The 12,862-nt window shown below is 36.9% G+C and carries 5 protein-coding genes; all 5 read right to left on the bottom strand.

The genetic code is table 11. The features are described from left to right. Nucleotides 1-31 precede the first annotated feature (31 nt). Nucleotides 32-2,533 (bottom strand): S-layer homology domain-containing protein, encoded by a 2,502-nt coding sequence (locus tag MKY80_RS02915; protein ID WP_255250261.1) that lies wholly within the window; start codon nt 2,531-2,533, stop codon nt 32-34. A 59-nt stretch (nt 2,534-2,592) separates the two neighbouring features. Further along, nucleotides 2,593-4,485: a stalk domain-containing protein gene (locus MKY80_RS02910; protein ID WP_043990767.1), complete on the bottom strand. Its 1,893-nt coding sequence runs from the start codon at nt 4,483-4,485 to the stop codon at nt 2,593-2,595. 575 nt (nt 4,486-5,060) lie between these two features. Continuing rightward, nucleotides 5,061-9,569: an endonuclease gene (locus tag MKY80_RS02905; RefSeq protein WP_342531894.1), complete on the bottom strand. Its 4,509-nt coding sequence runs from the start codon at nt 9,567-9,569 to the stop codon at nt 5,061-5,063. A 92-nt stretch (nt 9,570-9,661) separates the two neighbouring features. After that, nucleotides 9,662-11,473, bottom strand: coding sequence for a 5'-nucleotidase C-terminal domain-containing protein (locus tag MKY80_RS02900; RefSeq protein WP_342532988.1), 1,812 nt, complete (start codon nt 11,471-11,473; stop codon nt 9,662-9,664). An 867-nt stretch (nt 11,474-12,340) separates the two neighbouring features. Further along, nucleotides 12,341-12,541: a hypothetical protein gene (locus MKY80_RS02895; RefSeq protein ID WP_008180885.1), complete on the bottom strand. Its 201-nt coding sequence runs from the start codon at nt 12,539-12,541 to the stop codon at nt 12,341-12,343. Between the last annotated feature and the right edge of the window lie 321 nt (nt 12,542-12,862).

The following is a 12,862-nucleotide window of genomic DNA, read 5'->3' as shown; positions in this document are numbered from 1 at the left end:
CCTTGTAGCTATTACAGGGGGTATTTCATGTTTATTTTAGTGATAAGCATCTATTTAAGAAGCTTGCAAATTGAGCACGAGTAATTTGTGCATCTGGTCTAAATGTATTATCTGGGAAACCTCCTGTTAAATCATTCGCCACAAGTGCTTGGATATTGCTGTATGCCCAGTGTGTTGATTTAACATCTGTGAAGGAAACTTTACTTGTACCTGTTAATTTGTAGGCTCTTGTTAAAATCGCTGCCATCTCTGCACGTGAAAGCTGTCCGTTTGGATTGAACTTCCCTGCTTCTTGTCCTTTAATAATGCCAGCCTGCTCGACTGCTGCAATGGCACTATATGCATAATGACCTTTACTTACATCTTTAAAGCTAGAATCCTTTGTTGTTGATAGATTCAGTGCTCTGGCAATGATTGTAGCTGCCTCTGCACGTGTAATGGACGCTTCTGGCTTAAAAGTACCATTTGAGTAACCTTTAATCAGCGATTTATTGTATAAGCTTTGGATTTCAGAGAACGCCCAATGTCCTTTGTTCACATCCGTATAAACTAATTCTTCATGATTATCTTTGTAGACAGCCTGTAATTGATCGAAGTACAGCTGACCTTTCTTTTGAAGAGAAGCTGTTGGTTGAGCAACATATAAACGTTCGAATTTCAATGGTGTTGCTAGATTACTTGGAATATCAGCCGTTACGTATTTCCAGCCATTCCAGTCTAGGCCGCCCTGACTTGTGAAATCAATCGTGTGCTTAGTTCCTGATCCATCTACGACAACGCCTCTTAGCCAATGCTTACCTGCATCGCCAAATACCCAAACACCGATATTTTTAGGCTGACCTGACATAGCAATAGGTGTTTTAGCAACCATATAGGCAGCCTTTGTTCCTGTGCCCGCTACTGTAAAATCATAGTTTAATTGCATGCTAGCTGTTCCCTGTCTCGCATACTCTTTTGAGTTTGCTAATGAAGCATTCGCCTTTGCTACTTCCGTTGTCCAAGAAGACACACTATCAAAGCTATCTAGCACAATAGGCTTTTCTGCTAAATCTATTACAGAAACAGCTATGGACGTACGAATACCTCCATATTCTCCAATAATTTTCCCTTCACCCTTTTGAGTAGCTGTAAAGGTTGCACCCTCCATCTTGCCAATATTTCCTTCAACTGACCACTTCATACTTGTCGGATTGATGGTCATCGGATTTAAGTATTGATCATAAGCAGTCGCTACCTGCATATCTACAGATGAACCTTTCATGACTTGACCAACACTATTTAGCGTAATAGATTTTACATTCCCTGGTGGTGCTGTATTAACGACCTGTAAAATAGCCGATACACGACGCTCACTTCCCTCAGACGGTTTGTTCACAAGATTGGCGAAATACCCTCCTGGATTGCGCGCGACCATCGCTGTAGAACCGCCACCATCTAAGTTAATAGCCGAAGTAGCCCCCATTGAAATTAAATGTGAAGCTAAATCTGATAAGTTAACACCATTACTATGGCCACTTAAACGACCATCAATTGTAATAAGTGACACCTTTGTACCTGTAGCATCTACCGCTACTGCTGTACGAGGACTGCGTGTCGAAGCAAAGCCAGAATTTGTTGGCATCGAAATATCAACTTGACCATTGCGCACAAGCATTGGTCCTGCAGCTAAAATGAATTGAGCATCCATCCATTTTTGATCAATCGACAGGCTGACATCGATATTTGTACCTGCCGAAATATTGCTTAATTCAGCGGCTAATTCTTTATTTTGTACTGAAATAACAAAACCATCCGCTGGTACAGATGAGTTTCCTTCTGCACCATACGTCGTTACATGAGAAACTGTGCCTGAGAATTGATCACCGAAATGCAAAGTATTTGTATCTTGGCTAGCACCTGACACTACTAGTTCTAACCCCCATGCATTTGTACCAGTTGTCTTTTTTTCTGGCGTATATAAAACGTTTTTATTTGTTCCTCGTTCACTATTAATGAGATCAATAGGATATGTTTTTCCATTTACTTGAAAGGAGAGATTCGTTGTATAATAATCTGCTATCGCTTTCCCTGACTTAGATAAGCCAAATGCAACTGGCTTTTGAGTCGGGCTTTCATACGTATCTCCCAAAATACCATAATTGACAATTTCATTCTTTTCCGCTAACAAATTAGCGGGCATACCATTTCCTAAAAAGTATGAAGCGTTAACAGCTCCAACAACACGATGGCCATCATACGTGTTTTGCTTCGCCATAGCTGATGTCGTTTTTAGGGAATTAATAGGATTGGGCATCCCAATTTCTAGTTTTGTATATGTATTATTTAAATTTACATCTAAAACATTTACAAACTGACGGATAGAGCCTGAAGTATAGGTTTGCTGTAAGTGATTTACTTGTGGGGATACCTCTGTTTTCACTTCACTCACTTTATTACCAAAACCGGCTGCTTGCCCGTTGAGGGGGCTAACAGTTAACATAAGCACGAACATAACTACAACAATTGAGACTAATTTTCTTGCCAATTTCTTCACTCCGAATTAATCAAAGTATGGCACGAAGTCATGTCGTATGACCCGTGCCAGTGACTTCTTTATTTTGTTTCTACATAGATTGCTACTGGAAGATTGACACCACCAGCATGCATTAGTTCTAATTCAATCGTACCTGATGAACCTTTCATTTCGTAATCAGGCAACTCCACATATTCTTCTCCTACTCGTAAAGAAGGCACTAAATGGACCTTACCATTCACCTTAATTGCACCACTGTATAAGCCTCCGCGACCAGCAAGTTTCAGCTTAATCGTTTTTGTAGACCCAGTTGGATTTACAACAGGGATTGACACCTTGTAGTTCATACCGAAATGACCTGGATTTCCGACTGCTCCATTAATTTGTGAAAATGAATTTTCAGCTGTTTGTAAATGGTCAGTACGGCCATTCGAAATGTTATAGCCGACTTCTGGCGAATCTACTGTATAGGCTGGTAGCTCTGCTAGAATTGTAGCGCTTGGCCAAGCACCTCTTGGATGTTTCGCATACTCATCGATGGCAACCTGCTCCGATTGAATCGTTGTTAAATCACTATTGTCTTTTGTAAGCACTGTGCGAATCATATACTCTGGTTTTCCACCATTGACCGCTTGAATATCTAAATCATGTAAAAAACCAATAATATATTCATGGTGTAGATCGTATGTTTCAATGACCTTTGTTTCTCCTGGTGCAATGACAATTCCGCTACTTTCTGATTTTTTCAGCTTGTTATTTAAGGTAGCATCAGCAATTGTCAAACCAATATCATGCCCTACCCAGCTATTACCTGTCTTTTGATTAATACCTCTTGAATTTACAACTTTAATACTCTCTGTCGTAGATTTGTTTTGAACCGTAATCCCAATATTGACATCTGTGCCTAGTGTATTGTAATGCCAACCAAAGACACGATGCTTATTCGTTACTGCCGTTGAGTTCACGTCATATTGCGAAAGCGTCACATTGTTCTTTGGGACAAGCTTACGCGTTAACGTTTCAGGATTATCACTAATAAATAAATCACGATCTCCCTCTAAACGAGCAGAAGGTACAGCTGCTGGCGATGATGTAGAGCCATAAGATTTTTCAAGGAATGAACTTGTGTACATATAACGGTAAACGTAAATATACATTTCTTTTTTATCACTGATATAACGTAAATTTCCGCCTAACGCATTCACAAGAAACGTAATAGGCACATACATTTTTCCTTTTTGAATAAACGGTTTTTCTGTTAATGTTACCGTTTCGTTATTCACAAGAACCTCATTGCTATTATCTTTGAAAACAAAGCTCATCCCAGCAATTTGTAATTCAAAGGAATTGTCTGGGAGCCATGCACCCGCAGAATCATCTAAATAATCATGGATATAGCTAGCAGGTAAATAAGATCTTGAATCCTTCATAATAATAGGATCTTTCATCACGATACGTTTGTTATTGATATGTAAAATATAAGGGTCTTCCTGAGGCGTTTCAGGCAGATCATCTGACATCGTAATATCTACCGATTGTGTTTCTGGGTCCCAATGAACATTACCATCAAAGTTTTCACTAACGAAACGCAGTGGCATATAAGTACGATCTTGATGCATGAACGGTGCGACATCCATCGCCACTTCTTGTCCATCTACTAAAGCCGTCATCGAATCAATCTTTAAATCCACAATCTTCCCGTTACGAGTAGCTGACGCTGTCTGTGTTTCTTTATTCCAATCCACATTCGCACCAATCGCTTCATATAAAGCACGCATTGGCAATAATAAGAAATCCGATTTATTTAAAATAGGATCATAGACACTAATCGTCTCTCCATTAATTGTAATCGAAACATTGTTTTTTATCTGAATTCCATTGTTACTAATTGCTGTTGCAGATGCTTGTCCAGGTAAAATTGTAGCCAAAGCAACCGCTGATACAATACATGTATTCCTTAGTTTCTTAAACATGCTAATCTCCTTTTTTTCACATTCAATTGTCTTTATCATCTTAACATGAAAAAACCCCAAAATGTGGGATTCTTATCGAAAAAAGTAGAATTCGGTACTAGAGTTCTAACCTCTCTCCTTCAAAAGCTTCATATGAAGTAAATGTTATTCCAAAATGCCAGTATATTTTCTTGCAAACTATTTTCTTCCTTAATAGATCCTTATATATACCCTCCCTTGAAGCAAATTTTAAAGCAAAGATGTAGCTGCTTTCTATGCAATTCATACCGATATATATAGATAGTATTTGATAGGTAACTAGATTGGCCGATATTATTAGAACAACTAGTAAACTATTTTATTAAGTAGACTCTTTTTATTTAAAAAAGTTACATAGCCTGGAGAAAATGGTGGATTATTCTCGTGTTTTGTATTAAAAAAAGCTTTATTCCTAGAATATGGAATAAAGCTTAACCGGGGTGGACGATGGCGATATAAGGAAAGCACCCTCAACTGAGAGTGCTTATAATAGTTATTGATTTCATTGATTGCATGTTTTGACTTAAAACATAGAAAAATATATAGCATCATATGAATTATTTTAATTTCCATATCATTTCTACCCATTCCGGATGGTCGATAAATGGATTACGATTACCTTGGATTTCATAAATTCGATTGTTTCTTTTTCTTTCATAGTCGTCTACTGGATCATCCTTGTGCCACTGCAATAAGACAGAAAGTTTGCCGTGGTAAGGTGCCGATCCATTATTTACTTTATCATTTAATTCAAGATCAACCTTATCTCCTGGCTCATAACGCGTAGCCATGTAAAACAGTATTCGAGCAACATCACCTTTTACACGTTTCGGTGGTTCGAACGAATCGGAATCCCTCAGACAACCCGTACAACCAGTCACTGGACTTCCGCCATTATCGAAGTCTAAATTACCCCTAGAGCTATTAACCTGCACATCCGTTGGGCGTAAATGATGAATATCTGTTCCAGGTCCATTACTAGTTCCGAAATTACCATGGGATTTTGCCCAAGTATGCTCTCTATTCCAGTTCCCTACATTTCCGCCGCTATTTGTTTTGGAGCTAGATTTTCCAGAGTAAAATAAGATGACATTACTTGTATTATTTGGATCTTCATCTGTATATTTTATGGCGTTCCAAACTTCATTATAAGAAAGTACTTTTTGCTTCGAAATGATGTCATGAAGCGCACTTTTTAATGCCTGTCCATCTTTATTCAATGCACCAGCATAATAATCATTGGCTGCAGATACTGTCACACTGAAATTTGTAGTCACACTTTTTTTGCCATCTGAAGCCGTCACCCCAACAATATGACTGCCCTCTGTTAAATTGAGCGTGAGGATCTTTCCTTTTATAGAACCTTTTGTAGCCGTAAACGATAATTCATCACCATCTGGATCAGAGAAATGATCTGTTAATTGAATATTAATGACTTCTCCAACTGCTACCGCTTTGTTTGTAATAGGCTTTTTAATAGTAGGTTGCTTATTTTCAGACGGTAAAGAAGGATCCACAATGGGATCCCCTTTTGAATTCGTAAATTTGATTTTCTCAGGAGCCGCACCATTTATAAATTTTATTGATGGGATATCAATTTTGTCAGCCCCTCTAATTTCTTTCACATTTGAACCGTCAATCGTTATAGATTTCATAGCATTACCTTTTAGATCAATAATTGCTCCTGCTTTATCAGGATTTATGATTACATCCGTTGTCTTAAATCCTTCACCATGTAATTCAGCATAGTTGCCTTTTAAGAATATACCCTTTGTAATAACAGATTGAGCATCTAAATGTACTGCCACACTCGGTTTCGTAATCGTCAATTTATCAGTTTTAAAGTTCTTAAAATTATAGATTGTTTCAGGCTGTATTGGTTCAACACTTGAACCACTTTTCAAATCAATTTGAACCATGACTGGATCATGATCACTTGCGCGTCCTGCCATATCTGTAAAGTCTGCATTTATGTGCAAGATATCAATCTCAGTTTTATTGACTAAATTATTGGATACTAAAATATGGTCTAATACTTGTGAATTCCCTTGATATACATATGTGTAACGATCAGAGTCGTCTACTTTATTAATCATATTGGTCATTAATTGACCTTCATGAATTTTAAGAGCCTCTGCAAATTGATAGTCGTTAAAGTCACCTAAAGAGACAATATTTGCATCCTTATTGTTTGTTTTAATGTCTTTGACAAAATCATAAACAATTTGTGCAATTTTTTTGCGTTGTACCTCACTACCATTTTGAGGTGGCTGTATTGCACCAAACAATGGTGTGTCACCTGATTTTGAATTCCAATGATTTGCGATGACTACTACATCTTCCCCTTGGAATTCAAATTGAGCAGCTAATGGTTTACGGCTACTATTAAACGCTGCATTTGTTGGATCAATACGTCCTGGATTCAATGTTAATTTTCCATCTTGATAGCCCACTGCTGTAGTAGCATTACCTGTTGGCATGCCCTCCTTCAGCTTCACACGATCTGGGTTATAAAGGAAGCCCACGCGTATATTAGCGTTAGGTGCGCCACCATCCTGATTGTTAATTGGATCAATATTAACATACTGATAGTCGACGCCACCTGCTGTTTTAATAGCGTCAATTAATCTTTTATAGCTTTGATCTGCCTTCGAATCACCTACAGTTGCCCCGTTATTATCTTGTACCTCTGTTACACCAACAATATCTGGGCTTTCCATATCAATCCCGATAGCTCTTGCTAGTTTTCTCGCCTTATCATCAGTTGTGGACGATTTATTATTGGAGAAATTTTCTAGATTGTATGAAGCAATCGTTAGTTTATCATCAGCTTTTACAATTTTTGTTTTCTCAGGTGATGTAGATCCTTTTTGATGAGCTGCTTTCATTTCATCTAATGGAACATAAATTTTAAAGTTTTGATAGGAATAACCGACAATACCTGTAATAGGACCCTTAAAGGTATCACCTGTCGCTACTTCAAAATCACGTGCAGTGCCATTAGGTTCTAGACGAAATTGTATTCTATTTGGATTTGCATTACCCTCTTCAAACCGAACACCACCATGGAGAGTATTTGTTTGCTCATCTTTTAGTACCGTTACTAAATCACCATGCTCTTGTGGTGAAACAGCTTTTACATCCCCTACTTCAACACGCATACCTTCAATACTTTCCCAAAAATCAATGGCGTCGATGGTTGGGTTGAACGTTTGCAGATGATCGCTGTCAATGTTACTGAAAGACATTTTTAATGGATCGATTTTAATAGGTTCTGGTAAGGCAACACTAGTTTTTATAACATCTACTTTTCCACCCTGATCGTCCCGAACATTAATTTGTGTTGTTTTTAAATCTGTTTGCTGCCTATCATCGTATCCATCATAAGCATACTCACTTACTTGTCCTTTCACGGAAACTAAGTTACCGACGCTGAGTGGTAATTTCTTGTTTCCGCTATATAGAAGAATTCCCTCCGATGTATTCGGGTCATCATCTATCCATTCATCAGGAGTTTGAATTGTATAATAATTGTTTCCTCCTAATGCAAAGGAGTAGGTTACGATTCCCTCAATTCCTTCAACAGTTTTACCATTGAACGAAGAGGTATGACTAGCACCTTGAATATCATGAATTTGTAATTTATCAGTAAGCGTATATTCATACGTAGCCACTTCACTTAAAGTACCGTCTTTCGCTTTGACCACTGCTTTTAATATAGTAGTTTCAGTAATATCAATCGGTGCCTCATATTTTTGACTTTCAACAGTTGGATCAGAACCATCTACTGTGTAATAAATTTCCGCTTCTGCCGTAGTTGTAGTCAACGTAACGCTAGTTTTTCCAATAAATGTCCCGCTTCCAGGTGATGCGATAGCAGGTTTTAAAGTAGAGCTATCAGCGACGATATCCGCTTTTGATCTTGGAATCACTTGATAAGCTTTATCGAACTCTTGAACAATCCCCGTTATGGATTCATAGATAGTATCTTTAGTCAATCCAAGAGTATTTGTTTCATCACGCACAATAAAATTAGTACCATCACTTGCCGTAAAATTAGCAAAGCCTGGTTGTTGATTCACATCTGTTAGCGTTACATTTTTTACTGTTACTAACTGTGATTCATTCTCTTCACTCACTTGAGCACCTGTTACTAATTTGGGTATGGGTGCACCGGTATTTTCAACCTTTTCAATAATTGTAGCACTATCTAATTGTAATAACCCTCTATAGTCGGATAATTTACCTGTAAGCGTTACTTCGTCCCCAACTGTCATAGCTAGACTAGTAGGTCGAACAGCGATACCACCGGTTTCATCTTGAACAGAGATTGTATTTTTCAAGGTCGCTGCTACTTTACCTTTAATCGTTACTGTTTCCCCAATACCTTTCGCTCTTGCCTCACCAATCGACAGAGTAACCGGTACTTCAGGGTCCGTTGGGTCGACTGGCCCTGGATTTTCGGGGTCAACATTTGTATCCATTGTATGCTGTCCTAGATTTGAAAAATCATTATTGGGGAATGTCGTCCATTCTGAACCTGAATTAAACGTGTCAGAGATATTCGTATCGCCAAAAAGGACTGAGCTTTTTCTTACTAATGTGACGTCCTTTGCAAAATCTGCTGAAGATCCAACCTGTCCAATTGAGTCAATTATTTCCGAGGACTTCTTTAAGACGATTGGATCATTGCCATTAAAGTTGATAACAATCGAATTTTCAAGATTCCCTTTTGCTTTTATAGTAGCATCAGCATCTTTATGATAGACAACATACGTTGCTCCATTATCTAAAACACCTGATAGACTCATTGTTTTATCAGCGGCCTCTGCACCATTTGTATGAAGTTCTAATGTATAATTACTTAAATCCACCGGTGAGCCCGTACCATTGTAAATTTCAATTGCCTTATTAAATGAACTTCCTTCAATATACTCTGAAATAATTAAATCCTTTGCAAATGTTTCAGCTTTTACTGTAAGTGGTGCTACTGGTGCGACAACGCCTGCTACTAGTGTGGTTGCTAAAAAGACATTTACGGGTTTTTTCCAATTCTTCTTGGACATCAAGTCAATTCTCCTTTCAATTTTAGGAAGGTTTTTTGTAAAAATTAATAGCAAAGCCTCTACTCTCTGAATAGAAGGCTTTGCAAATCAACTTATAGAATTGTTTCTCCATTCACTGTGATTCCATCGAAATCCACTTTATCAACATCTATTTTGGAAAGATCTAGATTTCCTTCTACTTTTACATTTACAAATGATAATTCATTTATGACAGTACCTGTTATGATTAAATGACCCTTCACTACAGCATTTTCTAAGATTGAAATATTGTTAATATCAACTGTTACATTGCCTTCATATACTTTTGGGGTAGTAACTGTGCCGGAGAATTCAGTTTCAGCAATATTTTCGTCAGGTACTTGACTGTTGGAAACGTCTACAACTCTTCCCTCAACTTTTGGATTGACTGTGCCAAGAGACGTAATATGCTCAGCAAGGTTTTCCCAATCTGATAAACCTAAATCTGTCACACGGCCCTCTTCGTATGCTTTTTTGAAGACATCATAGCCATCTCCACCTTTAGCTGTAAACGCATTTGTAGCTATTGTATACGTGACATTATCCTGAATCTCTACATATTTCCCTTGTCCATCCATATATGAAACTTTAACAATTCGTTGACCTTTTGCTTTAGTTGAATCGAATTCAACCTTTGCACCTGAAACATGTAAGAAACCACCATTTTCAGCTGGGTATTGTCCAACACTCACTTCTAAAGCTTCTTTTAATTCTTTGCCAGTTAGGCTCATCGTCGCTAAAGTATTACCGAAAGGAAGTACCGTTATGACTTCACCCACTGTAATGGGCCCCTGATTAATACCAGCTCGAATACCCCCACCATTTTGAAGTGCCATAATGACATCATTGTTATACTGTTTAGCCTTCTTTAGCATTCCATCTGTAATTAAATTGCCTAATGGAGTTTCATTTTTTCGAACACTTGGTTTTATATTATCTCCACCTGTTCGAGGATTATCTAAGGCAATACTTGCGGTTGCCCCAGTCTCTGTATTAGAAAGCTCTTCAACTTTATCTTTAAATGGTTTTAATGTTGCAAGCGCTTGCGCATCCTCTACATAATCAGCTACTTTTAACAAAGCCCCATTATGTGCAACGACAACTCCTTTGTTATTAAAGGTAACATCTAAAGTTCCTAAATAATCATTGTACTGATAGGCTTGAACAATCAATGTAGCATCCTTTGCTTGTCCAGCAATATTTTTATCTACCACAACAGGTTTATCTAGCTGGGTATGACTATGCCCACCTACAATCACATCAATTCCTTCAACAGATTTTGCTAAAATTTGATCATTATCATACGCTGGATTATCATCATAACCAATATGCGTTAAGGCAATTATTTTATTAACACCTTTATCTTCAAAGGCTTTGACTGCTTTTTTGGCTTCTGTAATATAATCTTCAAACGCAATACTGCCTGGAGACGATATATCTTTCGTTTCAGCCGTTGTTAATCCGAAAATGCCTACTTTCTCTCCATTCATTTCTTTAATAATTCCATTGTAGATTTTTCCGTTTTGAGGCTCACTAGAGATAAGATCCGTAAATAAACCTGTGAACTTTGTGTCCTTTGAAAAATCAACGTTAGAAGAAACAAATGGGAATTGCGAGCCTTTAATGAAATCAACTAAAGCTTGATGTCCCTCAGGAGTAGCGCCTAAATCAAATTCATGATTCCCGAAAGTCATGACATCATACTTCATTAAATTCATAAACGCTAAATCAGCTTGTCCTTTAAATTCGTTAAAATATAAAGTTCCCGAGAAAACATCACCAGCATCTAATAGTAATGCGTTTGGTTTTTTAGCTCTAACCTCCTTCACAGCGGTTACCTTTCTAGCGATATTCGCTAGATTAGCATGCGTGTCGTTCGAATGCATTAACGACAAAGTAAACTGCTCATTGCCATTCCCACCTTATACCACATCTTTCTATCTGGGCTTTCGGTTTGGGCCTACACCGTACAGGCGACTTTCATCGCATACGGCGTGCTATCAATAGTCTAAATATTCAAAACTTATTTCCCCACTACAATATATATGTAAACATAGTAATGTTAATGCACTATTTTTATAGTATCTATAGTATGTAAATAAATTGTAATATTAGTAATGTAACAGCTATCATAGAAAATTTGATAAATTTTAAAAAATATTATAAATAGGTTTACAGTTCCAACATGCTGCCGGCAAAATAGATTAATAAAAAGAAGAACCTCCTAAATGAAAGTAATTTAGGGGTTCTTCTTTGGATGGGGAATATATGCAGTTTCTAAATAAACTAAAAAAGAATCACACAGGAAAGTGATAGAAAAAAGAAAAGGACCCACCCGAAGGTAAGTCCTTTCTTATGAATTGCTCTACTGAAAAAGAAAGTAAGCAAAAATAGGTTTATTCTTTTAGTGTGAAAAAGATGTATAAACAATACAAATTAACCCTCAAGAACGCTCTCAAATGAATGTTTGGAAACGCACTTAAAAACCTCAAAATGAAGTTTAGTTATTCCATTAAAGGGCGCGATTTTGGAGCAACACAGGTAGAAATAATCAAACTTATAAAACCTAACTTAAAACTGCTAAAGAAGAATCCCTTTTGATCAATCTTTTTTCAAAAGGGATTCTTCTTATTTAACGCAAAATAAAGGATTGCAAGGCATTTTTGTTCAAATTACATTTCAAAGCAACGCACTTTCTTTACAGAGCCTCTAATATAAACTTCTCGATTAAATATTGATAAACAACCTATCAGTCATTTGATAAGCTGTTTATTATATTCAATCCACTTTTCCATTTCCCTCTCAACTGCTCTATTTTGCCATTCAAACCAAATCCCTGAACATTCACTACAATGACTGTCTACCCCGTTCTTTCTATACGTATCTCTATAAGTAAATATAGTTTTTTTACGACAACTGTAGCAAAAGATTTCTTTTTCTTTATAAAATTCCATATTTAACCTACCTAATGATTTTTACTTATTCATCTCCTTTTTTCATTAAAGTTATTCAAGCATTTTTATGAGTTAAATTTTCAAGAGTTTTCTATTGCATAGTTATTAGTCTATTAAGACAAGAATTGTACTAAAAAAGCAAATAACATTGGGTAAGATAAGAAATTAAAATAAATACTACAAGGAATTTCTCTATACTAAATAAAATTAGGATTTTTCTACTTTCTACTTTCTTACATAGAATAGATACAAAATAAAAAAGAGACAATCATATAATATGATTGCCTCTGAATTTAACTTTTAAAGAAACAAATTTGGGGA

It is taken from the genome of Lysinibacillus sp. FSL R5-0849 (assembly GCF_038595075.1).
Taxonomy (GTDB): domain Bacteria; phylum Bacillota; class Bacilli; order Bacillales_A; family Planococcaceae; genus Lysinibacillus; species Lysinibacillus fusiformis.
The sequence above is the reverse complement of the archived record's forward strand: the minus strand, read 5'-3'. Positions and strand labels throughout refer to the sequence as shown.

Bases quoted from the DNA above. Each gene is read 5' to 3' on its own strand.
- MKY80_RS02910 (WP_043990767.1), bottom strand. From the start codon at position 4,485: ATGTTTAAGAAACTAAGGAATACATGTATTGTATCAGCGGTTGCTTTG.
- MKY80_RS02895 (WP_008180885.1), bottom strand. From the start codon at position 12,541: ATGGAATTTTATAAAGAAAAAGAAATCTTTTGCTACAGTTGTCGTAAA.
- MKY80_RS02900 (WP_342532988.1), bottom strand. From the start codon at position 11,473: ATGCATTCGAACGACACGCATGCTAATCTAGCGAATATCGCTAGAAAG.
- MKY80_RS02905 (WP_342531894.1), bottom strand. From the start codon at position 9,569: ATGTCCAAGAAGAATTGGAAAAAACCCGTAAATGTCTTTTTAGCAACC.